Consider the following 24,824-nt stretch of genomic DNA (forward strand, 5'->3'; position numbering starts at 1 on the left):
GAGCATTGGAATGTGGCCTATTATTACTTAGTGAATGCTTCTGTTAAAACAGGAACAATTTGTTTTTTACGAGATACAACACCTTTTAATGTTGCTTGATTGTTATCAAGAGTAACATTGAATGCTTGCTCAACTTTACTTGCTTGTTGACCGATTGCTACAGCTACTGAATCATTTGTTAAGATATCAGTTACAACAAATAAGAACAGATCCAAGCCTTTTTCGGAAACAACGTTGTTCAGAGCTGCTTCAATCTCAGCTTTATGTACAAGAACATCGTTTGTATCAACAGCATTAACTTGAGCAATTTCAACTTTGCTGGAACCCATTTGGAATTCTTTTGCATCCAATGAAATTAATTGCTCAACTGATTTATCACTTAAATCAGCCCCAGCTTTTAGCATATCTAAACCGTAAGAATTAGCATCAACACCTGCGATTTTTGCTAATTCTTCTGCTGCATCGATGTCTTCTTGAGTGCATGTAGGAGATTTGAATAGTAATGAATCAGAGATAATAGCTGAAAGCATTAATCCAGCTGTTTCTTTTTCAATTTCTACTCCGTGTTCTTTGTATAGCTTGTTAAGAATCGTCGCTGTACATCCTACCGGCTCAGCACGGTAGTACAAAGGATCACTTGTTTCAAAATTTGCAATACGGTGATGGTCGATTACCTCAAGTACACGAACCTGATCGATATCGTCAGCACTTTGTTGACGTTCATTATGGTCAACTAAAATAACACCGCTAGCTTCGCCTGCTACTTTTTCTACTAAACGTGGTGCATCTTTTTTGAAGAAATCAAGTGCATACTGAGTTTCACCACTCACTTCACCTAAACGAACAGGTTCAGCATTTTGACCGATTTTATTTTTTAATTCAGCATACGCGATCGCAGAACAGATTGTATCTGTATCAGGATTTTTGTGACCAAAAACAAGTACTTTTTCCATAATTAACTCCTTTACACATTGAAATATACTCTATCATATCATAATTACTATGGTTTATTTAACTAGGATTTATGAAAAAATTAAAAAAGGGAAAATGATGCTAATCCTGCACTTACAATTATAGCGGCAACTAATACCCCTGCTGCAATTGAAAGAAATGCATATCGAAAGCGAATGCCAAATATGATTGCAGCTACACAAGCACTATAAGCACCCGTTGTTGGTAAAGGTAATGCTGTAAACAGCATTAATCCCACTGCCCCATACTTCTCAACATTCGAACTTTTCTTTAATGTACGTTGGTATAGCCAGTCATACATTCGTTTATATGGTTTGAGCCTCATTAACCAGTTGCTTACAGGCTGAAATAGAAACAGCACCGGAATGATTGGCAATAAATTACCAAAAATACTTAATAGTGACGACTTTCCTAACGAAAAACTATAATGCAGATACGCTAACGGTAAACCGCCTCTTAATTCCAAAATTGGTAATGCTGATACAATAATCACCACAAGCTCTGGTGGTAGGAAACTAAGACTTTGCACAAGTGACTCTTTTAATTTTTCTTTCACAAACACACCTCTAAACTCTTTTTATTCGAGTATTTATTCTATTACATAAATCCAACTATGAAAAGAGCTCTGCTCATACTTATTTACGTGTAAAATGGATTGATATCCATTCATTTGTTTGTGACTTTTCGTTAATAGAAAAACCATCTTGAACAAATTTATTGATTAAATCATCTATATGCCATTCTACTAATCCTGAGATGAAGAAATCATCGCTGTAGTTGAAAAGATTGTGTCTTTCAATAATACTCATCGTTTCGTTTGCACCAATATTAATTAAAATCAAATCATATTTTTCATTGATTTTGTAATCTCCAGTAATTAGATCTGCTTGTACAACCTGAAGATCGTTAGTTAAGTTATTTAGCTCAGCATTATGATAAAGTTCACCTTCGACCTCTTCATAATCAACTGCGACAACTTTCTCTGCTCCTTTTAATGACGCCGCAATTGCTAGCATACCTGAGCCTGTTCCAAGATCCAGAACTGTTTTTCCCGTAAGGTCTTTATTAAGAATCATTCGCAAGCAACCTTGTGTTGTTTCATGTAAACCTGTACCAAAGGCTGCGAGCGGATCAAATTTCAGTACACGTTTATCCTCATATTGCTTTTCGGAGTTTGGGTACTTAATGACCCAGCCATTTCCTAAATCAATGTCCTCAAATTCATAGGATTGCTCCCAATTTGTTTCATCATATGTTTTATATCTTATATCGTCTTTGGATATCGAAAGAGTTGCTTCTAATAGCGGGTAGTATGCTTCAGGTAGATGATCTACTTCCTGATCGCTTGCATAAATTTTCAGCTCGACAAGTTGATCTTCTTTCTCCTCATATCCATAACCATTTTGCACCTTAATGATTTCAATAGGTGATTCATAGTATAAGTTATAAATACCAGCAGCATTAAGTAAATCTGTCACTTCATGTATTTCTTTATACGGTACGTTTATTGAAAATTCGTGTAGCATTCATCGATTCCTCTCTTCATGTAGTGTGATTTTATCACTACAAATTGTCCATACACAGTTTAATATACAATGAAAGAGGATAGCAAATTGTTTTTAAGGAATTTTTCAGCATATATGGGTTACATATTTGGACGAGAGTGGAATCTATCAAACATTTAACCAATAATCTTTCAACTTTAAAGTTAAATCTATCAACTTTAACCAATAATCTTTCAACTTTAAAGTTAAATCTATCAACTTTAACCAATAATCTATCATTCGACATTTTTTGAGCAAATGTTCAACCAAAAAAGGCCTAGCAATTTTCTGCTAGGCCCACATCATTTGATCTCTATTTTTCAACCTTTACATAGTCTCGCCACCTATGCTTTGGCTGCCAATTTAATAGTTTCTTTGCCTTTTCATTCGAAAGCAATGTTTCATAGCCTTCCAATGGCCTTCGAATTTCTGTATCAGGATATACCGTTTCCATCAAGTGTTGACTCTCGATATCCATGCTCGTTTCATCTGCAGCTATATTTAGGGCTACAGAACCTAGCCCGTTTGTTTCAACTGCAAGCCTGTAAGCGACTGCCGCATCTCTTGCATCAATATAACTCCACATAATGACCTTACGTTGTTCAGGGTCATGAATAAAACTAGAAAAGTTATCATACATATGCGGTGCAATAATATTCCCGAGTCGCATCGATACAACTTGGATCCCTGTTCTCCGATGAATCATGTCTGCTGTTTGTTCGTTTACAATTTTTGATAACCCATAGCTATCCTCTGGTAGCTGAGGATGATCTTCATCTAGCGGAACATATAGTGGTGATAGCTCTTTTATTGGAAACACCAAACCATATGAAGACTCACTTGAGGAAATAACCGCCTTTTTTATCCCTAATGTTCCTGCTGCTTCTAACAAATTATAAGTAGACATTACATTGTTTTTGAACGTTACTTCGTTTGGATGTGAGTAAGCGACAGGAATGGCAGCTAAATGAACAACAGCATCTGCTCCAGCCAACACTCCATATACTTCCCCTAAATTTTGTAAATCTGTAATAATAGTTTTACAAATAGGGTCAATTGGATGCTTGATATCTGCATTCACTACTTCATACCCGTTATCAAGAAATTCCTTAATAACTGAAGTTCCAAGCAGTCCACTTCCACCTGTTACAACGACTTTTTTCATGTATTCACATCCTTATTTTAAAATTTCTTCGATTTGTGAAAGAACATCATTTGATAATATCACTTCAGAGCCTTTTGCATTTTCTATGATTTGCTCCGGCTTAGTGGCACCAACTAAGGTACTTGCGATTCCTGGCAATCGAAGAATCCATGCTATAGCTAATTGTGAAAGACTAATATCTAATTCCTTCGCTATCCCGCCTAATTTTTCAACCTTTATTAACACTTCATCTGTTAAAAATTGATTCATATACATGTTAGAATTCGGATCTGTTGCACGACTTCCTTCTGGAGCACGATTGCTTAAACTATATTTCCCTGTTAATACACCTTGTGCTAGCGGTGAGAAAACAATCTGGCTAATCCCATGCTGCTCACTAACCGGAAGGACTTCATCTTCAATATAACGATGGAACATATTATAATTTGGCTGGTTAACAACAATGCGATCCAATAAGTACTTATCAGCTGTTCCAATCGCTTCTTGAATTTGTTGTGCTGTCCATTCACTTACACCCGCATATAGAATTTTCCCTTGGCGTACTAAGTCATCGATTGTTCTTAATGTTTCCTCAACAGGTGTTTCCGGATCATAACGGTGGCAGTAATAAATATCGACATAGTCAGTATTTAACCTTTTTAAGCTGGCATGGAGTTGCTCAAAAACATGCTTTCTTGACAGACCTCGATCATTTGGTCCTTCCCCCATTGGCCAAAATACCTTTGTTGCTAATACATAGGAATCACGACGATATTGACTTAATGCTTCTCCCACCACCTTTTCGGATTCCCCTGTTGCATAAACATTTGCTGTATCAAAGGAATTAATTCCCAAATCATACGCAGTTTCAATTGTTTTGATCGCTTTTTCCTTTTCAGTTGAAGCCCCATATGTAAGCCAGCTTCCTAAACTAACTTCACTAACTTTAAGCCCTGATCTTCCTAAACGTCTATATTTCAATTCAACACATCCCCTTTGTAAAATCATCAAATTTAGAAATCGTTTACATTTGTATATTATAAATATTTCGAAAATTGTGTACAAGTACTGAAATTTTCTTGATATAATTAAAAACAAGTAATCTACTATACTTTTTATAGTAACTACAAGGGGGATACTATGGAAAAAGCAAACAAATTACATATCGAATGTTCGATTGAAAAAGCACTAAATATTATTGGTGGAAAATGGTCTTTTCTTGTCATTAAACAGCTTTTTGATGGTACAAAACGTTTTGGAGAATTACAGAGAGCCATTCCGAACATTAGTCCAAAGGCACTAACAGATACTCTTCGCCACTTAGAAAGTCATCAGGTCTTAACAAGACAAACTTTCGCAACAGTACCTGTTACAGTCGAATATACTTTAACCGAAAAAGGTCATTCCCTTCATAGCATGATAAAAGAAATGAAAAAATGGGGAGCACAGTGGGGGTAAATTCTGCCCAACTCCTTCTATAAACAATTAATTAAAGAGAACGTCTACTTATGGACGTTCTCTTTTTTATGATCATTAAAACCTATTTCAATCTTCTAATTTCAAATATCCTCCGTATATTTTTGTGACTTTTATCACATCTAATCCAATCCGATTCCGTTACTCTTATCCTATATTCAAACATAAGGGGGAACAAGTAATGGGCAAAAAAATCAAGCATGAAGATCACACTGAGCTAAAAGGCACATTGATTAGTGTTTTTTCAATTGGATTTCTTATTTTAGTCATGTGGTTTAGTGTTTATTTCTTTTATCTTTCACGTTAATTAGGGGGTATGATCATGCATATTCATAAATTCGAAAAAATTTGGTTAGGATTTGGAATTATTTCTTTAGTTCTATTTTTAAGCATCATTGGTGTGACAGCATTCGCTTTTAATCATCATCCTTCAGGCGGAATGGAGACGATTGATCCAGATAAAGTAGAGCAAACCGCTCCTTTTGACAATCCAGGTGTTTATCAAATTGATGAAGATACCTATGAAGTGATTATTGTAGCGAAAGCATTTGGTTATGACCCTCCGGAAATAAAAATCCCTAAAGGCAAAAAAGTCATTTTTAAAGTGGCTAGTACAGACGTTACTCACAGCTTTTCAATCGTCAATACGAATGTCAATATGATGGTTGTTCCTGGTCAAATTAACACAAAGGAATATACGTTTGAAAAGACTGGACAATATTTAGTTCTTTGTAATGAATATTGCGGCACAGGACACCACTTTATGAAAACAACCATTGAGGTGATTGACTGATGAAACAAATTAGTAAAGGGGATCGGAAGTTAGCTCTCACAAATATTGTTGTTGCTTATCTTGCATTTCTCATTGGAACATTTTGCGGCTTACTTCAAGTATTTATTCGAAATGATGCACTGACATTACCGCCATGGCTTGATTATTATCAAATTTTAACCGCCCATGGAGTTTTACTTGCACTTATTTTTACTACGTATTTTATCTTTGCCTTTCTTATCTCTGGTATGAGCTATTCACTTGGAACATTAGGACCAAAAGTTCGGTTGTTTTCTTGGATTGGATTTTTTGTCACAACAGTTGGAACTTTACTTGCCGTTATTGAAATTGTCGGAGGCAGAGCATCAGTCCTCTATACATTTTATGCTCCCCTTCAAGCGAGTGGTTGGTACTATGTCGGGCTTGCCATCTTTGTGGTTGGGACTTGGATTTATAGCTTTGCTCTAATAAGTCATTATATAAAATGGAAAAAGCTTCATCCAAAACAGCTAAGCCCATTGTTTGCTTTTATGACGATTGCCACTCTAATTCTGTGGATCACTGCATGTTTAGGGGTTGTCACAACTGTTCTGTTTCAGTTTATTCCATGGGCATTTGGCTGGACAGAAACCATTAATGTTGAGTTAAGCCGTTCACTATTCTGGTATTTTGGTCATCCACTTGTTTATTTTTGGCTGCTCCCGGCTTATATGGCTTGGTATGTTGTGGTGCCAAAAATCATTGGCGGGAAAGTATTTAGTGATTCTTTAGCACGTTTATCGTTTGTATTATTTATCTTGTTCTCTATTCCTGTTGGTTTCCACCATCAATTAACAGAACCAGGAATTTCAAGTTTTTGGAAGTTCTTGCAAACCGTTTTAACCTTTATGGTTATTATTCCTTCTTTAATGACTGCCTTCTCTATGTTCGGAACATTCGAACGAGCAGGAAGACAAAAAGGTGCTACAGGGTTATTCGGATGGTTCTTCAAGCTGCCATGGAAGGATATTCGCTTTACGTCTATATTTATTGCTATGTTCTTCTTTATTCCTGGTGGTGCCGGTGGGATTATCAATGCTAGCTTTCAATTAAATGAAGTTGTCCATAATACCCTTTGGGTCGTTGGTCATTTTCATATTACCGTAGGTACACCTGTTGCTATGACATTTATGGGACTTACGTTTTGGCTTATTCCATATTTAACAGGCAGAAAATTAACAAAGAGTATTCAAAAATTAGCTTTTATTCAAGTCATCACTTGGTCCATTGGGATGCTCCTTATGAGCACATCACAGCATATTTTAGGCTTATTAGGAGCACCTAGACGTACAGCTTATTCTGGATATATGGATGATCCTACTGCTTTAGAGTGGTTTAATGGAATTCTATCAAACCATGTCACAATGGCCATTGGCGGCACTATTCTCTTTTTATCAGCTATGATCTTAATCTATATTGTATTTCATACACTCTTCTTCTCTCCTAAGGCTATAACAGATAGGGAAAGAGTTGAATTCCCAATGGCAGAGAGCGATCTATCCCAAACCCCTAAATACTTGGAAAATTGGTGGATTTGGATCGGAATTGCTTTGGCACTTATTTTGATTGCGTACACAATTCCTTTAAGCCAAATGATTCATCATTCACCACCCGGGTCATCTGGATTTAAAACTTGGTAGGAGTGATTCATATGTTTACCGTTACCTTTTCATTATTAATCGTTACAACCATTTTAACCGCACTAATCGTTGACCTAACAACAGTTGATGATAATTGATAATATAAACAAAACACTTGTTTTCATCAAGTTCAATGAACAGAAACTAATTGGGTTGATGGAAGAGGAAGGTGCGAGACTCCTGTGGGAGCAGAGGGACAGGTAAGACCCTGCAGACGCGTGCGTCGAGGAGGCTAAGTGCCCCCCACGGAAAGCGAGTACCTGGGGCTGCGATACAACCTTGTGCAATACTTATTAAAAAGCAGGAAAGTACGCTAAAACACACAAATGAAAAAACCAAAAGCGTTAGTAGGACGCTTTTGGTTTTTTCATTTATAATCGACATACATGTAAAGGGCAATCTTCACAGCGGCAAATGCTTCTTAATCCTGGTAAGTCAATGACATTGATATATCCCTTTTCATATTCAATTAATCCATCTTTTTTTAATTGATTTAACATACGGGTTACTGTTTCCCTTGGTGTACCGATCAAGCATGCCATTTCGTCATGGGTGAATTTTTTGGTAATTTCCCATTTGTTACTCTTTTGAATACCGTAAGTATTGATCATGCGAATGATGACAGAGGCTAATGCACCGTTTTTGCCAAAAAACATAAGATCACGTAATTTCGTTTGTGTTAATTGTTGAGAATAACTTACCCATTTCGTGAATTCGATTGAAAAATCGCGATATTTCCACAGGAAGATTTCAATATCATGCATGTCAATGGTTCCAACAACAGCGTCTTCCATTACCCTCGCACTTTCCATCGCTCTTGTTTTTTCATCCGATGGATACTCGCCAAACATATCATTTGCTTCATAATAATTTAACGTTAAGATTTTTCCGTCTTCCGTACTTTTGTATAAATTAATTGTTCCTTCAATAACAAAATATAGCTTATTAACACGATCCCCTTCTATAAAAAGATGATCCCCGCTTTGCACCTTAACAATTTTCATATGTTGTTTTAATAGATTGATACTTTCTATAGAAAAAATATGCGTATTTGCTATTAGATGATTTTTCTTTTTAACATTCATTGTCATCGTTATCGCTCCTAACTCCTAACTCATATCTTTATTGTATAGGAACGAAGGATGAAAAGTTATCAGGGAATCCCCTCAATTTCTTTCTGTTTTTCCCCTAATTTAAAAAGGCTGTTTTCACAAACTTTGTTGCTATGTAATAAGTACCTGCGAAAGGTTGATTGGAGCTCCAGGGCGCTCGCTTTCCGTGGGGCGGACAGTGAGCTTCCTCGACGCAAGCGCCTGTGGGATCTCACCTATCCCGCTACTCCCACAGAAGTCTCGCACCTTCCGCTCCCATCAACCTAAACATTATTTTTGTTCAAATAACTTATTTAAAATAAAAAACTTTAAGAAGAAAGCATTAAAAAAGGAGCAATGACTATTGCTCTTTTTTAAACGGTACTTTAACTGTAATGGTCGTTCCTTTATGCTGGGAAGAATTCAATTGAAAATCTGCCTGAATGGAACGTGCCCGCTCCTCCATGCTGAATAATCCAACTCCATTTCTTTTCCCATTTATGTCAAAGCCAACTCCATTATCCTTAATAACGACTTCTAAGTGATCTTTCTTTTCCATTATGGAAAGGTGAATTTCATCTGTTTCTGCGTATTTTCTCGAATTGGTGATCGCTTCCTGGACAATCCGATAGATACTGGTTTCAACTTCAGAATCTAATCTTCTTTGCAGCTGGTATGTAAATTTCGTTATTATTCCGTAGTGCTCCGTAAATTTATTAAGAAAAGAGCGAATGGCAGGGATAAGACCAAGGTCATCGAGAATAGATGGACGTAATTGCCATGAAATTTGTCTGATTTCCTCAATAATATTTGAGATTTCAGATTCCATTTGGGCAACGATCTTCTCATTTTCTTTTGATCGCAAACGATTAATCATAATAAGCAAGCTATATAGGTTTTGTCCAATTCCATCATGTAGCTCTCGTGAAATTTTCTTCCGTTCCTCTTCTTGAATACCTATGAGCTTAATCATCATTTGCTGCAGTTCTTTTTCTGCCCGTTTCCTTGAAGTAATTTCATTTCTGATCGCTAAGTATTGATATGGTTTTCCTTTTTTATTTAAAAAAGGGACAATCGTTGTATCCACCCAATAAAAGCTTCCATCTTTCGCGCGATTTTTAATTTCTCCCTTCCAGACCTTTCCTTGACCAATCGTATTCCAAAGTTCTTTAAAAAAGGCTGGAGGATGATGGCCGGAGTTAATAATTTTATGACTATTACCTATTAATTCATCCCTGCTATATTTCGATATTTTACAAAAAGTTTCATTTACATAGGTTATGATTCCCTTTTGATCTGTGATCGCCACAATGGATGATTCATCCAATGCAAATTTAAAATCCATTAACTCTGAAATAGAGGCTTGCAGTTCTTCTTTTATTTCTTGAACATTCTTATCCTCACTACTTGCAGTTTTTAAATGCAACACACATAGTTGTTCATTAGATAATTCAAGTAAATCAAACGATATTGTAATCATCGCCGAGGTATGGTCCTTAAAGACGCCTTCTACCACAAAAGTATCTGAAGTGTCTTTAAATAAATCTTGAACAATCAATTCGGGAAAGAGGAATGAAATTTCCTTGTGGATGACTTCTTCTTTTTTATATCCAAATAGTGATTCGGCGGCCTGATTATAAGAATGGATCAATCCTTTCTTATTAATGATGATAAACGCTTCTGATTCTTTTCGGATCATCTTACATGATATTCCTTTCTTTCCTGAGCTTTATTAGTTACATTCCATACCCTAACAACCCTTTTTTTAGAGCATATTCTACAAGCTCCGGTCTTGTTTTTAGTTTTAGTTTTTCCATTATTCGCGATTTATGATTTTCTACAGTTTTGACGCTAAGTACGAGCTTTTCTGCTATCTCCTTGTTTGAAAAACCTTTCGCGATTAATGTGAGCACCTCTTTTTCACGTTCTGATAATTGAGAATAGGTGTCCTCATTTACTCCATTTTTAAGTTTAACTAGATAATCTTCCATTAGTTTTTTTGTAGCAGTAGGATATAAATATGCAGAGCCTTCAGCAACGACATTGATAGCATGAATCAATTCGTTGTGAAGAGCACTTTTCAAGATACAGCCTGATGCCCCCGCTTGTATCACACGGAATAAATATTCTTCATCATCATGCATTGTAAGAATAAGAATTTGAACCTCCGGCCATCTTTTTTTTATTTCAACTGTTGCCGTTAATCCATCTTTTCCATGCGGCATGCTCAAGTCCATTAACACAACGGCAGGTTTTAATTCTTCTACTTTTTGTATCGCCTCGTCCCCTTCAGAAGCTTCACCGACAACTTCCATGTTTTCGATATCATTTAGGAGCATTTTTAGACCTGTTCGAACAACAGCATGATCATCAACTAATAAGATCGATGTAGTCAATCTTTCCACCTCACATACGGAATGGTTATCCTTATTTGACCATTTCTTACATTTATTTTTTTCCATTTAATAGAACCGCCAATTAACTGGAGTTGCTTTTCCAATACCTGAAGAATCGAAGAATAACTCTTAGCTCGCTCATCTAATTGTTCCTCGATTTGGTAGTTTATTGTTAGTTTAAGGATTTGCTCCCAATTTGTCGTTACTTCTAAGCTTTTGACTGTGAAAACAACTGCCAACATATTCAGTACTTCTTTAAAAGATCGATAGATCGTCAATTCTATGGTTTGTGGTAATAACTGTTTTTCACCATAGCTTTGAATTTGAGTCATAATGCCAAACTTCTTCCTATAATTCGTTAAAAAGTTTTCAAGTTCACCATTTAAGCCCTTTTGAAAATATGGGCGCACATCTTGGGAGAGAAAACGTATATCTTCAATTGTACTTTTTGTTAATTTTATCATTTCTTCATTTGTTGTTCTATCTTGATTATCGCTTAACCGCTGATGGATATATTGTAAATGATTAAAAATAGCATACATCCTTTGTGCAATGTCTTCATGTAATAGATTTGAAATCTCCTTCAATGTTTCCTCATAATGGATGAGCAAATGGGCATCATTCAATTCTTGTTTATTCATCGTCATGTTTTCACCTTATTCATATGATCAGATAAGGACAGACATATTTATTTAGCCATCCCCTACTCATATTTTAAGGTTGCAGGAGTTGAAACTCTGTGACAAACATCACGATACTTTTTGCAAAAAGAAAAGGACTCAACTTTATCGAGTCCTTTTCTATAAATATATTTATTTTTGATCTTGCAGCATTTTGTAAACCTGTTCTACATCCTTGTCACCACGTCCAGAGAGATTAACAATGATTGAGTCTTCTGTTCCAAGTTGTTGTGCCAACTTCATCGCATAAGCAATTGCATGTGAGCTTTCAAGAGCTGGAATTATCCCTTCAACTTTTGATAAAACTTGGAAAGCTTCTAATGCTTCCTGCCCTGTTACGGTTACATACTCAGCTCTGTTTGATGTTTTTAGATAGCTATGTTCTGGTCCAATTCCCGGATAATCTAGTCCTGCAGCGATCGAATACGTTGGCTTTGGTTCTCCATTTTCATCAAGCAATGTTAAGCATTTAAAACCATGAATAATAGCGGGTGTACCTTCTGTTAACGAAGGAGCTTCGGCAGGTTCCACTCCAATTAAACGAACTGACTCCTCATTGATATAATGAGCAAAAGCTCCGATCGCATTACTTCCACCACCCGCACAGGCTACCACTGCAGCAGGAAGCTTACCCTCCTTCTCTAAAATTTGTCTTTTCGATTCTTCACTAATGATCGATTGGAAGTGCTTGACCATTGTTGGGAAGGGGTGGGGACCAACAGCAGAGCCTAAAAGATAAAAAGTATTTTCGTAGTTTTGAACTAAGTCATTTAATGCTTCATCTACCGCATCTTTTAATCTTCCTTGTCCTTTATCAACGGAAACTACCTTTGCACCTAATAGCTCCATACGAAATACATTTAATGCTTGTCTTTCTGTATCTAATTTTCCCATGTAAATCGTGCAGTCCATTCCACCGACAATGGCACACGCAGTTGCTGTGGCTACACCATGCTGTCCAGCACCTGTTTCTGCAATAATTCTAGTTGCTCCCATCCGCTTTGCCAATAATATTTGTCCAATTGCATTGTTGATTTTATGTGCTCCTGTATGGTTTAAATCTTCACGTTTCAAATATATTTTTGCTCCACCAGCTTGTTTTGTTAAATTTTCAGCATAAGTTAGCGGATTTTCTCTGCCAATATATTCTTTCATATAGTAATGAAATTCTTCTATAAATTCAGGGTCATTCTTGTACTTTTCAAAGTTTTCATCAAGTATTGATAGTACATTCTTTAAATCCTCCGGAACAAAGCTACCACCAAATTCTCCAAAATAGCCTTTTTCTACAGTATGATTATTCATGATTAAACTCCCCTCTGTTTTAAAAAGAAAATTCAGACTTCTCTTTATAGTATACCATTTTTCCTTTTTGATTTTATGAATTTTTGTTGATATGAACAAAAGCGCCACAGTGACTTAGGCGCTGGCTGTTGAAAACCGCAACATGCACTTTGCACGTCCTGTGCTTCGGAACTTTATTTCAAAGCGCTTATTCACTACTACTATTCATGGAATTTATCATTTCCTAGTAAAAGATAAAAAAAGAGTCGCATGGACTCTTTTTTATTCTTTCGTTAAATAGTTCTTAACGTTATATTCTTCTTTTTTCTCTTCTAACCATGTTGGATATTCGGTTGCCATTTTTTCATCTAGTAGAATTCCTTTTATTTCTTCTTTGCTTTTATCAAAGTTGGCTTCTGCAGCTTCTTGAATATCTGTTACTTTAATAATATGATAACCATGTTCTGTTTTCACTGGGTCACTTATTTCATCAACTTTCATTGAAAAGGCTGCTTCTTCAAATTCAGCTACCATACTTCCCTTACTGAAGAATCCTAAATCTCCACCTGATTCAGCAGACCCCGGATCAGTTGAATATTCTTCAGCCAGCTCAGCAAAATCTCCACCATTATCTAACTTTTCTTTTACTTCTTTTGCAGTCTTTTCATCTTCGACTAAGATATGACTCGCCTTTACTTGCTTTGTTTGAGCAAAAGAATCTTTGTTTTCATCAAAATATGTTTGCATTTCTTCTTCAGTAATCTCAATTTGCGGCTCTAGAATTTTTTCTATTTGAAGATTCACTTCGATATCTTCCTTTATATCCTCCTGTGTTAGTCCGCTTGCTGTCAGCTGTTGTTCAAAGGTTTCTTCTCCGCCATAAGAGTCAATCAACTCCTGGAGTTCAGCATCTATTTCCTCACTTGTGACAGTGATATTTTCTTTTTCAACTTCTTGTTTAATTAAGTTTTTTGTTATAAGTGTATCTAAGGCCGCTTCACCATTTTGCTCTACAAAAAAAGTATATAAATCGTCCTTTGTTAGTGATTCACTTCCAACCTTAGCGACAACCTCACTTCGAGTTGATAGAAAAATAAAAACAGCAATCGCAACCACTGCTAGGATTGCTAAAATAACTAGTGTTTTTTTACTTGCAAATATTTTTTCAATCATCCAATTACTCCTCAATTGTTTTTAGATAAGCTCTTTCTCCAATGATTACTATAAATAAGAAGTATGGGATAAATATGTATGAATTATGGGAAATTGTAAAAATCTACTCTGGCAATAATAAAAAAGACCCCTAAAAGGGGTCTTTTTATAGAGCTGCTTATGCAGCATTATCCTTATTTTTGAACGTTAGCAGCTTGTGGTCCACGAGCACCTTGTTCTACTTCGAAAGTCACTGTTTGACCTTCTTCTAAAGTTTTGAAACCATCACCTTGGATAGCAGAGAAGTGTACGAATACATCGTCTTGACCTTCAACTTCGATGAAACCGAAACCTTTTTCTGAATTAAACCATTTTACTTTACCTTGTAGCATTGTTTTTCCTCCTGTGTGGAATCTAACGTCCACTTTGTATTACTATTCTTGCTAGACAACGATTCATCAAGAGGAAAAAACTTTTTAAAGCTACTTCCATCTCTCAGTCTTATCCGAACAAAAATAATTAACTCAATTCTAACACTTAATTTTGTTTAAATCAAGGAACTGGATAACCTTTTATGCACAAACGTTCGATAATATCCTACATATTTTTACACGAACTACAAGCGGCAGATGCGAAACTAATTGTTGACTTCCATCAATTCCTAAACCCTTTTAAACGGCCACCAGTTTGCTGCACCAAAGGTTTTCACCATTACCGGAATAAATAACGGGAGCACAATTAAGGCATATAAGAATAACCCTGTTAAGATGATTGCCGCAATTTGAATAAGTGAGAGCATTCCAGATGGGATCATTGCTGCGAAAGTACCACCTAAAATAATAACAGCTGAAATGATGACTGTTCCCATTTTCTTCATTGCTACTAGCATTGCTTGACCTACTGATAAATCTTTATATTCATTAAAACGATCCATTAAGAAAATACTGTAATCTACACCTAGTGCAACAAGAATAACAAATGCAAAGAAAGGTACAGCCCAGCTAATTCCCGAAAACCCTAGAATATGAACAAAGATTACTTCATTTATTCCCATCGCTGTATAATACGTTAAAATCAATGATCCGATGATATAAATTGGCATAATAATGGAACGGAATAAGAATACGAGAATGATAGAAATACCTACTAACATTAAAACAACTGTTCGAGAGTAATCATTATTTGACATTGTATTTAAATCAGCATTCGTACTTGTTATTCCACCAATTGCAACTTTTGCATTTTCCAGCTTTGTATCTTTTGTTGCTCGCTCTAATGCTGCATTTACCTCATCCATTTGATTAATCGCCTCATTTGAATAAGGATTACTTGAGAAAATAACATCGAATGTCATCACCTTGTGGTCATTAGACATATAAGTGTCTAATGCTTGCTCAAAGTCTTCGCTTTCTAGTACTTCTTCTGGTAAATAAAAGCCTGCTGAATCATCTGATTTTGACAAGTCTGCTAAATATTCTTGTGCTGATCCTAGCCCTTCTGATACTTGGTTTAAGCCATCAACACTTTGACTAAGTCCGTCTGTTAGCTGGCTCATTTGACCGTCAAGATCTCCAAACCCGTCTAAAAGCTGTTGTTGACCATTTGTTACACCTGTAAGTCCATTTGTTAACTGTGGAATGTTATCCACAATTTGTCCTTGACCATCAGCCAACTGATTTAACCCAGCTTGTTGTTGTTCTATTCCTTCAATTAGTTGAGCTAATCCTGATGATAGTTCTTTTTGACCCTCAACTAGTTTTGAAAAGTTTGTGTTTGCGAGATTTACTCCATTATGGAGTTCATTTAATCCATTATTTAGCTGATCAATCCCGCCTGCTAATACAGGTAATTGCTTATTGGCTCCAAGAACAGTCCCTTTTATCGCTAAATAATTCGGGTCATTTCCTAGATTAGGATAGGCTTCACTTGCCTCAAGTTCGGCAAATTTTCCTTCTATAGAAGATAAAGCTACAGATAGACTAGAAACACCCTGACCTATTTCATTATATTTACTATATAAAGTGTTTAAATTATTCTCAACTTCTGTATATCCGGCTAATAATTGATTGCTACCAGATTGAAGCTCTTCTGCTCCTGCCTTCGCATCTGCTAAGCCTTTTTTAATTTCTGTAGAGCCTGCTGACCCTTGACGAATACCTTCCTCAATTTTGGCTAGATTTGTTTGAATTTCTGTCATCCCTGAGTTTATTTTAGCCGTTCCTGTGATAAGTTCATTAATGCCTTCTGTTGCTTCTTTCAATTGTGGAGAAGAGCTGGACAGCTCACTTTCAGCTTCAGCAAGTCCCTCACTAATTTTGCTAATCCCCTCGTTACCTTCCCCAAGACCTTCTTCAAGAGTTTCAGCTTGTTTTGAAACATAGAAATCTTCAATTTTTTCTCCTGTTGGTCTTGTAACAGAGCGAACAGATTCAACAAGATCAACCTTTTCCAATTCCTTGCTAATTGACTCTGCCAGAGCAATGTATTCAGTAGAATTCATTTCCTCATCATTTTTTACCACAACTTGTGTTGGCATTGATTCACCTGGCCCAAAGCCGTCGGCAATTGCATTAAATGCTTTTATAGAATTTACATCAGAGCCAATTTCTTCTAAGGAGTTATATGATAGCTCTCCATCATATGTGACCAGGAACGGTACAGTTACAGCCGCTACGACTAACAACGCAATAAATGGTCTTGCTAATGAGAAACGACCAACAATTCCCCAGAATTTACTATCCTTATGTTCAAGCGTCCCTTTCGAAGGCCAAAAAATCTTGTTTCCTAATACAGCCATAAAAAATGGTACAACGGTAAACAAAGCAATGAGTAAAATAGCTACCCCTACTGCAACAGCTGATGCTGATTGATAAAGTTTAAATTGCGAGAATCCGATAGCTGCAAAACCAATCATAACAGCCACACCGCTAAAGAACACTGTTCTGCCTGCATTACGATAGGTTTCAATAATTGCTTCCACAATGCTTTCCCGATGGGAGATCTCTTCTTTAAAGCGACTTAATAGTAAAATACAATAATCTGTTCCAATTCCAAACAAAACGGCTACTAAGAAAATTTGGGTAAAGTTTGAAATCGGAAAATTAACGAGATCAACAAGGATGGCAACAATAGATTGTGATGCCAAATAAGTAAGACCAACGGTAATTAAAGGGATAAGAGGTGCGATCACAGATCTAAAAACTAATAATAAAACAATTAAAATAAATACAACTGTTATCCCCTCTGTTTTCTTTAATCCTTCTTGTGAACTAGTCATTACATCCTGGTCAATCATCCATCCGCTTGTGTAATAATGTTCCACTTTGATATCTTCGATCGTCTCATACAATAAATCCGAAATTTCCTTACCTTCACGATCATTTCGATTAACAGTAACTGATGCCAAAATCGTTTTACCGTCATTAGAAACTAATTGTTCCTCAAGTGATTCTTCATTGAAATGAGTTAGTATATTGGCAACATCTAATTCTTTATTTTTCTCTAAAAGACGAATCGCTTTCTCTGCTTCTTTGATTTCATCATTCGTTAGCTTTTCTTCATTATGAAAAACAAGGGCAGCAGTCGTTTCGTCACCAACACTATCTTGCTCTTGTACTTCAGTTAGTATCTCATCTGCCAGGGATGATGAGTAACCTTCCGGAACATTTATTTGGCCCTTCTCACTTACAAGGTCACCCATGTTAGGGGCTACTAAAAACAGCCCAACAACAACTGCAATCCACCCAAGAATAACGAACCACTTTCCTTTAACAATTGTTCCCACAATTATTCCTCCATTTTACAGTCTTTCAGATTATCCAGTTGTGCATTTAATTTTTCATACGTTTCAATAAAAGAAACAATTTCTGTTTCTTCAAAACTCGTGATAATGGATTCAACAAGTGTATGAATTTTTTCTTCAGTTTTTCTAAACAGCTCTGTTCCTTTATCTGATAATGTCAGATAAATGACTCGTCGATCGTATTCATCACGTGTTCTTTTAATCAACTCTTTTTCTGCTAGACGATTAACAATTGCGGTAATAGCACTCTTCTTTACATCAAACACTTCAGCAAGCTCTGTAGATGTGCATGTTCCTGCTTTATGTATATAACGGAGTGTATAATGCTGGTCATTTGTAATCGTGTCGCCTATGCTATCTTTGATGAGATTCTCTGCTTTTTTCGTTACTGCAAAGCTCACATCAACATAACGATTAATTAAATCTTCTATCAGTTTTTCTTTCATTAGGATTAGCCCTCCAAAAGTAATTAAACCATTTAACTATTAATGTGTTTAACTATAAAATGATTCTGTCTTCCTGTCAATAAGTAAGCTTATGCAAACAAGCACAAAAGCGCAAGCGCCTTGAACAGCCTCAGGCAACTAAGACATAAACAGACGAATAGAAGACGTTCTTTGTCTTCCATTCATTTGCGGCTAGACCCTGGAGGCAGTAACTAACGCGAAGTCCTGTCGCTGTAACTGCACTCGCACGTCCTGTGCTTCGGGGCTAGGAGCTGGCAGTCAAAAATGCGACATCAATCTCCAAGACCGCACTTGCACATCCTTTGCTTCGAAGCTGGATGCCGCGCGCTAATCCACAGTACAAGAATTTTATACTTCCTAGACGACATGAAAAAATTCATTCGTATTAGGTTAACTTTATCAATATATTTTATATAAATTCCAATTCTTATATTTCTCAATACCTTAGGGGTAGAAATGAACGAACAATGGAAATAATACAAGTTATCAAGAATATCTGAGGAGGATCAGAATGAAATCAGGTCCAAAAAGAGGAGATCACCATCTGTCCATTCTATATTTTTTCATTTGCGGGTTATTATTTATTGGATATTTTATTGATTTTATTATTTTTAAAGATTGGTCGTTTCTATATGTTACTATTCTTGCCCCTTTAGTATTAGGATTTGTTAATTGGTCAAAGAGTAAGCATAAAAGAAAAGCACTACTTGAAAAACTTGATTTCCCTCAAAACCAATGGCGAAAATCTTAGTATTTCTTAGCAAACTTTGTTGGAATGAAATAAGTATTCGGGTAGTTGTTTGCAGTAAGGGGTTACTCGTCGCCCCTTTAAAAAGTTCATACTCTCACCATTTTAAGAAATACTACAATTAAAATGGACAAAATGGAGGTTTTAAAGTGGAGAAGATGCCCCTTACTTCAGTTACAAGTGGAATGGGTTTTGCCGTTGTACCAGATGTTTATTGTTTTTGTGATCAAATTGTTAATATTGTTTTTATTGGTAATCCAAGGGAGTCAAACGAATTTGTTTTAATTGATGCGGGGATGCCGGGCTCAGATGAGGTCATAGTATCAGAGGCAAAAAAACGATTTGGAGAGAATTGTAAACCTTTAGGGATCGTCCTAACTCATGGACATTTCGATCATGTTGGTGCCTTATACAATTTATTAAATGAATGGGACACTCCTGTCTATGCTCATCCATTAGAGAAACCATACTTAACAGGAAAAAGTGACTATCCACCACCAAATCCAAAAGCCGAGGGTCTTGTGGCAAAGATGTCTCCGTTATTTCCTAGACATAGCATAGATATTAGCTCCCGCTTAACATTACTAAGTGATGATGGAATCATTCCATGTCTACCAAATTGGCGTTATATTCACACACCTGGTCATACACCTGGACATATTTCATTATTTAGAGAAATTGATCGAGTGTTAATTGCCGGTGATGCAATTACAACTGTGGAACAGGAATCTCTATACGATGTTATGACACAAAAACAGGAAATGCATGGTCCCCCTGCGTACTTTACTCTTGATTGGGAAGCTGCAGAAAAGTCAGTGAAAAAAATAAAGTCTCTTCATCCTCAAGTGGCTATATCCGGCCATGGCTTACCTATGACAGGGGATGAACTCCAAAACAATTTAAATATTTTAGCAGATAACTTCATACACACAGAGGTTCCTGAAAATATCAAACAATCAGGTGACATTACGTTGTTCTAAGGAAAAAGCATAGGAATTCATTATTTTGTTTCTATCTCTTCCTGCACCACCATACAATACAATATGACAATTTCCTTAGGAGGGACATCATGATTGTTATTGGTAACCGTGTGGTGGATGCAAATACCTTAAAAGCCTCCGGTTTTGAGTCAGAGAAAAATGAAATGATCGACAAAATGAGTCGATATCAAGAGACCTATTCCTTTTTAAACATTCAGCATTTTGAATTCTCTCTACATCTACGATACGCTATCATTCAAGCTGCTCGTCAATTATTAGCAAGTAAAGCTAGATTCACAACCTTTGAAACCGCAAGATGTAATGAACAATTCTGGGATTTAACAGAGCAAGGTGGATTTAAATTAAAAAGAGGGATAAACCCATCAGTTGCCATTTCAGATATATTTCAAAACGGAAGAGAATACGGGTTTGAATGTGCTACAAGCATTATTATTATCTTTTATAAAGCTGTACTAGATTCGATTGATGTAGCTCAATTCAATCGTATTTACCAGGGGTTATACCTACGTGACTGGCAGTCTGATGATGATTTGCCAATTTACACTCGGAGAGGAAATGATTATCTTCCAGGAGACTGTTTATACTTTGCTAACCCTCAATTCAATCCCCAAACACCGCAATGGCAGGGTGAGAATGTCATAGATTTAGGAAACGATTTATACTTTGGTCACGGTATAGGAATAAAGACAGCTGATGGAATCATCGAGTCTTTAAATAAACGCCGTAAACCCTATGCTACAGAATCTGCTTACTTGCTTTCACAAGTAACTAGACTTGACCACCATTATCTTTACCGTTTTTCAAGTTATGGTCCCAATAGAAATAGAGTGCCGCAATTTATTGCTTCAAAAACAATTGTTGGAAAAATTGGGTCGAGCCACTATTATATATAGACTTATTTTTTAAAAATAAAGCACCGGCTTATGACCGGTGCTTTTTCTCTATATTGATGTTCCTATTTCTGCTTTTTTTATATAAAAACATAATTAAGGTTATGAAAATAGAGAAACATGTATAAATAAGCACCCAAACAAAAAATGTTTCATTAAAAAAGAAGAGCATTAAAAAGGAGAAGAGGACAAAGATAATCGCTGGTGTTACATAGATTTTTTTAGTTAATACAAAACCAATAATTGAAGAAATCAGGACAATCCCAGCGAACAAAAAAAGGAGAATATTTAATTCCATATGTCACCTCTTAAGAGTACTAACATTTTTTATTCCACTCATTTTACCATAAAATAAAATGAAGTACCCCTAGTTCTGATCCAAATCTCCTATCATTTTATGAACTCTTTTTTAGGCTAGCGCTATTTAACATGCTTTAATATAAAAATTCCGTTGTCTAGGACCGTCAAATTCGCAAAAATAAATGCCTTGCCATGTACCTAGTAATAGCTTTCCATCTGAAACGATAATTGTTTGGGAGGAGCCTACTGTACTAGCTTTCATATGTGCAGCCGTATTCCCTTCGGCATGTAGATCCTTCGCAACTTTCCAAGGATACATTTCATCAAATCGTCTTAACATATCACTTTTTACATCTGGATCTGCATTTTCATTTATTGTAATTCCGGCTGTTGTGTGAGGACAATAAACAAGCACGGTTCCTTCTTGAATCTGTTGTTCGTTAACAAAGGCCTGGACAACATCAGTCACTTCGATCATTTCATCACGTTGATGACTTTCAATTGTATACTTCCTTAACATTTTAGCAACACCTCTCATTGGTAATCTGTCACTAGTATATACCAATAAATGAAAGAGCTTAAACACAAACCTTTCTGATTGATGGAATGTTTAAGATTTTGTATCATCATCACTACTAGTTCCCATGACTAGCGGGAAAATTACTGTAAACGTACTTCCTTCTCTAAAAACAGATTGAACCGTAACTTCCCCACCATGCGCCTTCATAATTTCTTTTACAATCGCCAAGCCCAAGCCTGTCCCTCCAATACGTCTACAATCTGAATTATCAACCCGATAGAACTTAGTAAACAATTTATCTAATTCACTTTCAGGAATACCAAGGCCCTCATCTTTTATGAAAACCTTTAAATTTGATCCTTCTTCATATAAATGAATGAAAATGTTGCCACCCTCTGGGGAATATTTAATGGCATTGCTTAACAAATTATTAAATACTTGCTCCATTTTATCCATATCACAATACACCATTGTATTTGACGTTTGTATACTATAATGAAGCACATGACTTGGATGATTAATTTGATATGTTTCAACAAGATTAGAAATTAATGGTTCAAGATCATCGAGCTTTTTATTATAGCTTTGTTTACCAGCTTCCATTCGTTGAACATCTAAGAAATCATTAATAAGAACCGTCAAGCGTTTTGCTTCTTGATAAATGGTTGTTAAGTACTTTTTCTGTCTTTCTGGCTTAAGTTCCTTATTAAGTATAAGCTCTGTAAAACCAAGAACACTCGCTAAAGGCGTTCTTAATTCATGACTAACCGTACTAACAAATTCGGATTTCATCACATCTACTTCATATTCTTTTGTAATGTCACGATGAACAATAACCGTACCGAACTTATCACCATTTCTTGTCAGTGACTCACAATACACTTGTATGACTCTTTTTATCGGATCTTTCTGATGATAGACAAAGGATTGTTGAGCCGTTTTTCCTTCCAATAGGGTTTGGTTAAAAAAGCCTTCTAATTCCCGGCTATTTTCTACTGATTTCAATAAGGTTTCAATCCATTCTTTATATGGTTTTTGAACCATCATTTCTCTATTGCATCTAAACATATCACATACCATTTTATTTACCTGCAGGACGGTTCCATTTACATCAATCAGCTGAACTCCTTCATTAATCGTGTCTAAAATGTCTTGAGTTAACTGTCGTTCTTCTTCAGATAATTCAAATATATGAATTTTATCTAATGAAATTGCAATTTGTTTGCTCAGTCCATTGAATTGCTTTAATTCTTCTACAGTAAAAGGTTTGTCGAATCTTGAATACAACATAACTGCTTCCATTAGACCGGATGAAGAAATAACTGGAAGGTAAAGGTCATAGCAAAATGAAGTATGAGTATAGAAAGCTTTTTCTTCATCCTGACATTCCCGCTTAATGACAAATGGTTCCTTAGTTTCCTCCAACCTGATCATAAACCCGGAATCTAAATTGCTGATGAATTGCTTGATTCCCATCTGAGAAACACCAAAGCTTGCATGAGGGAGTCCGCGGCTTAACAGCACAATCAACCCTTTATCTGCCTCAATAATATCGCACATTGTCCGAACGATACTATTTAACACTTCTTGTTTATCAAGGGTATTCGCAATACCTTTTACCAAGTCATTCCGACGTTTCAGATCAAATTCCCTTTTTTGTGCAAGTTCAAGCGCTTCTTCTAGTTCCAATTGTTGTGCATGTAGCTCATCTTGTTGTGCAAGTAGCTCCTCGTTTTGCGAGCTTAAGTCTTTCTCTTTCTCTTGAATACTTTTCGTCATTTTTTCAAATGCAATAGATAATAAACCTAGTTCATCTTTTCTGTTTGTTGTATCTGTAAATAAGATTGGGTTTCCAGCTGCTATCTCGCCGGCCGCAATGGTAAGTTGTTTTAATGGCTTTCCAATGCTAGCAAGCAATTTACTTGTGAACATCGCCATGCCGATAATTAAGAGAAAAAGAAGAATACCAAACACTATCTGACTGATAAAGATTTTCTGATTATGAACATCATGTATCTTCATAACCTGTTGTTCTATACTCTCAGTATAGTCTTTTATATTATCCTGGTATGTCCTAATGGTTGCTGATCCATTCTGATCTATGGCAATCTTGGCGACTTCATTTGTTTGCCCATTATCATACAATATTTTCGATTTAGGCATAACATCATGAAAATAATATTGATAAAACCCATTAATTTGATTTAAAAACACAACGTCCTCTTCATTATCCACAACATCTTCTAAAGCAACTATGCCCTTCTCAACATTTTCTTGTTGTTCCTTCACTTTTTCAAAATAAATCTCCCTACCATTATAAGCAAAATATGCCCTCATCTCTGAAACAGCCAAATTAAAGGAATAATCCAACTCTGACGCAATATGTTCCTTTTTTTCTAGCCTATTATTATCCTTTTTAAACTGATGATTGATTTTATTTTGATAAATCAACAATCCAGACATCAAGACACTAAATGTTAAGATAATAGTAATGGTGAGAAGGGAGAACTGCCTGGCTAAACTATTTCTCACATATTTTTTACGCTTCACCTAAAATCTCCTTAATCTTTTCAACAAGCTTCTTTGGACTGAAAGGCTTAGACATAAAATAATCCGCTCCAGCTTGTATCACCTTTTGTTGGTCAGATGATTGACTTTTTGCACTAAGCATCATTATTTTTGTTTTATTTTGATCATTCCGTATTTTTGTAATAATTCTAGACCCGTATATACAGGCATCATATGGTCCAGCAGGATTAAATCATATTCAGTTTGGCTAATAAGATAGTAGGCTTCCTGTCCATTACATGCCTCATCTATTAGATATCCTTCGTCCTCAAGTGTGTCAACCACAAGCATTCGTAACACTTCTTCATCTTCTGCAAGTAAAATTTTTTTCAAATGAT

At 36.0% G+C, this 24,824-nt stretch carries 24 protein-coding genes and 1 pseudogene; 7 read left to right on the top strand and 18 right to left on the bottom strand.

The window, feature by feature from the left end; genetic code table 11:
• Positions 1–23 precede the first annotated feature (23 nt).
• The 5 genes from AC4GZ8_RS17660 to AC4GZ8_RS17680 form a co-directional block, all read right to left on the bottom strand.
• Positions 24–953 carry a manganese-dependent inorganic pyrophosphatase gene (locus tag AC4GZ8_RS17660; RefSeq protein WP_491083216.1) on the bottom strand — a complete coding sequence of 310 codons (930 nt, stop codon included), beginning with the start codon at positions 951–953 and terminating at the stop codon, positions 24–26.
• Between the two features lie 80 nt (positions 954–1,033).
• The gene (locus AC4GZ8_RS17665; RefSeq protein WP_491083217.1) at positions 1,034–1,528 is read right to left on the bottom strand and encodes a COG2426 family protein; all 495 of its coding nucleotides are present in this window, start codon (positions 1,526–1,528) and stop codon (positions 1,034–1,036) included.
• Between the two features lie 79 nt (positions 1,529–1,607).
• Positions 1,608–2,498: a 50S ribosomal protein L11 methyltransferase gene (locus AC4GZ8_RS17670; RefSeq protein WP_491083218.1), complete on the bottom strand. Its 891-nt coding sequence runs from the start codon at positions 2,496–2,498 to the stop codon at positions 1,608–1,610.
• 331 nt (positions 2,499–2,829) lie between these two features.
• Entirely contained in the window at positions 2,830–3,681 is an 852-nt protein-coding gene (locus AC4GZ8_RS17675; RefSeq protein ID WP_491083219.1) for an NAD-dependent epimerase/dehydratase family protein, read from the bottom strand.
• 12 nt (positions 3,682–3,693) lie between these two features.
• A complete protein-coding gene (locus AC4GZ8_RS17680; RefSeq protein WP_491083220.1) occupies positions 3,694–4,641 on the bottom strand; it encodes an aldo/keto reductase family protein in 948 nt (315 codons plus the stop codon).
• A 159-nt stretch (positions 4,642–4,800) separates the two neighbouring features.
• Here AC4GZ8_RS17680 and AC4GZ8_RS17685 point away from each other — a divergent pair, with 159 nt between their 5' ends.
• From AC4GZ8_RS17685 to AC4GZ8_RS17700, 4 genes are all read left to right on the top strand, one after another.
• Positions 4,801–5,118: a winged helix-turn-helix transcriptional regulator gene (locus AC4GZ8_RS17685; RefSeq protein WP_491083221.1), complete on the top strand. Its 318-nt coding sequence runs from the start codon at positions 4,801–4,803 to the stop codon at positions 5,116–5,118.
• Positions 5,119–5,317: 199 nt separating this feature from the next.
• A complete protein-coding gene (locus tag AC4GZ8_RS17690) occupies positions 5,318–5,443 on the top strand; it encodes a cytochrome C oxidase subunit II (protein WP_491083222.1) in 126 nt (41 codons plus the stop codon).
• Positions 5,444–5,458: 15 nt separating this feature from the next.
• A complete protein-coding gene (locus AC4GZ8_RS17695) occupies positions 5,459–5,929 on the top strand; it encodes a cytochrome c oxidase subunit II (RefSeq protein WP_491083223.1) in 471 nt (156 codons plus the stop codon).
• Positions 5,929–7,587: a b(o/a)3-type cytochrome-c oxidase subunit 1 gene (locus AC4GZ8_RS17700; RefSeq protein WP_491083224.1), complete on the top strand. Its 1,659-nt coding sequence runs from the start codon at positions 5,929–5,931 to the stop codon at positions 7,585–7,587. The genes AC4GZ8_RS17695 and AC4GZ8_RS17700 overlap by 1 nt, the downstream gene beginning before the upstream one ends.
• 371 nt (positions 7,588–7,958) lie before the next feature.
• On the opposite strand, the gene AC4GZ8_RS17705 is transcribed toward AC4GZ8_RS17700, so the two are convergent.
• The 9 genes from AC4GZ8_RS17705 to AC4GZ8_RS17745 form a co-directional block, all read right to left on the bottom strand.
• On the bottom strand, positions 7,959–8,678 hold the full coding sequence (locus AC4GZ8_RS17705; protein WP_491083225.1) for a Crp/Fnr family transcriptional regulator: 720 nt from the start codon (positions 8,676–8,678) through the stop codon (positions 7,959–7,961).
• Positions 8,679–9,039: 361 nt separating this feature from the next.
• The gene (locus AC4GZ8_RS17710; RefSeq protein ID WP_491083226.1) at positions 9,040–10,377 is read right to left on the bottom strand and encodes a PAS domain-containing sensor histidine kinase; all 1,338 of its coding nucleotides are present in this window, start codon (positions 10,375–10,377) and stop codon (positions 9,040–9,042) included.
• 37 nt (positions 10,378–10,414) lie between these two features.
• Positions 10,415–11,074 (bottom strand): response regulator transcription factor, encoded by a 660-nt coding sequence (locus AC4GZ8_RS17715; RefSeq protein WP_491083227.1) that lies wholly within the window; start codon positions 11,072–11,074, stop codon positions 10,415–10,417.
• On the bottom strand, positions 11,071–11,715 hold the full coding sequence (locus tag AC4GZ8_RS17720; protein ID WP_491083228.1) for a hypothetical protein: 645 nt from the start codon (positions 11,713–11,715) through the stop codon (positions 11,071–11,073). Before AC4GZ8_RS17720 ends, AC4GZ8_RS17715 begins: the two co-directional genes overlap by 4 nt.
• A 171-nt stretch (positions 11,716–11,886) precedes the next feature.
• The gene (gene trpB / locus AC4GZ8_RS17725; RefSeq protein ID WP_491083229.1) at positions 11,887–13,059 is read right to left on the bottom strand and encodes a tryptophan synthase subunit beta; all 1,173 of its coding nucleotides are present in this window, start codon (positions 13,057–13,059) and stop codon (positions 11,887–11,889) included.
• 261 nt (positions 13,060–13,320) lie between these two features.
• Entirely contained in the window at positions 13,321–14,211 is an 891-nt protein-coding gene (locus tag AC4GZ8_RS17730; RefSeq protein ID WP_491083230.1) for a peptidylprolyl isomerase, read from the bottom strand.
• Between the two features lie 173 nt (positions 14,212–14,384).
• Positions 14,385–14,582, bottom strand: coding sequence for a cold-shock protein (locus AC4GZ8_RS17735; protein ID WP_026558957.1), 198 nt, complete (start codon positions 14,580–14,582; stop codon positions 14,385–14,387).
• A gap of 269 nt (positions 14,583–14,851) precedes the next feature.
• Positions 14,852–17,974 carry an MMPL family transporter gene (locus tag AC4GZ8_RS17740; RefSeq protein ID WP_491083231.1) on the bottom strand — a complete coding sequence of 1,041 codons (3,123 nt, stop codon included), beginning with the start codon at positions 17,972–17,974 and terminating at the stop codon, positions 14,852–14,854.
• A 2-nt stretch (positions 17,975–17,976) separates the two neighbouring features.
• The gene (locus AC4GZ8_RS17745) at positions 17,977–18,438 is read right to left on the bottom strand and encodes a MarR family winged helix-turn-helix transcriptional regulator (RefSeq protein WP_491083232.1); all 462 of its coding nucleotides are present in this window, start codon (positions 18,436–18,438) and stop codon (positions 17,977–17,979) included.
• Between the two features lie 532 nt (positions 18,439–18,970).
• On the opposite strand from AC4GZ8_RS17745, the gene AC4GZ8_RS17750 reads away from it, so the two are divergent.
• From AC4GZ8_RS17750 to AC4GZ8_RS17760, 3 genes are all read left to right on the top strand, one after another.
• Complete coding sequence (locus AC4GZ8_RS17750) at positions 18,971–19,210, top strand: hypothetical protein (RefSeq protein WP_491083233.1); 240 nt, start codon at positions 18,971–18,973, stop codon at positions 19,208–19,210.
• Between the two features lie 155 nt (positions 19,211–19,365).
• The gene (locus AC4GZ8_RS17755; protein ID WP_491083338.1) at positions 19,366–20,187 is read left to right on the top strand and encodes an MBL fold metallo-hydrolase; all 822 of its coding nucleotides are present in this window, start codon (positions 19,366–19,368) and stop codon (positions 20,185–20,187) included.
• A gap of 89 nt (positions 20,188–20,276) precedes the next feature.
• Entirely contained in the window at positions 20,277–21,101 is an 825-nt protein-coding gene (locus tag AC4GZ8_RS17760) for a protein-glutamine gamma-glutamyltransferase (RefSeq protein WP_491083234.1), read from the top strand.
• Positions 21,102–21,129: 28 nt separating this feature from the next.
• On the opposite strand, the gene AC4GZ8_RS17765 is transcribed toward AC4GZ8_RS17760, so the two are convergent.
• The 4 genes and pseudogenes from AC4GZ8_RS17765 to AC4GZ8_RS17780 all read right to left on the bottom strand — a co-directional run bounded on the left by AC4GZ8_RS17765 (position 21,130) and on the right by AC4GZ8_RS17780 (position 24,819).
• Positions 21,130–21,396, bottom strand: coding sequence for a DUF2651 family protein (locus AC4GZ8_RS17765; protein ID WP_491083235.1), 267 nt, complete (start codon positions 21,394–21,396; stop codon positions 21,130–21,132).
• A gap of 126 nt (positions 21,397–21,522) precedes the next feature.
• Positions 21,523–21,918, bottom strand: a complete 396-nt coding sequence (locus tag AC4GZ8_RS17770) for a secondary thiamine-phosphate synthase enzyme YjbQ (RefSeq protein ID WP_491083236.1) — start codon at positions 21,916–21,918, stop codon at positions 21,523–21,525.
• A gap of 90 nt (positions 21,919–22,008) precedes the next feature.
• On the bottom strand, positions 22,009–24,468 hold the full coding sequence (locus AC4GZ8_RS17775) for an ATP-binding protein (RefSeq protein WP_491083237.1): 2,460 nt from the start codon (positions 24,466–24,468) through the stop codon (positions 22,009–22,011).
• Positions 24,458–24,819 (bottom strand): annotated as a pseudogene (locus AC4GZ8_RS17780) (response regulator transcription factor). The gene AC4GZ8_RS17775 and the pseudogene AC4GZ8_RS17780 overlap by 11 nt, the downstream one beginning before the upstream one ends.
• Between the last annotated feature and the right edge of the window lie 5 nt (positions 24,820–24,824).

The sequence above is a fragment of the Metabacillus sp. RB-C-LZQ-3-1 genome, assembly GCF_058315175.1.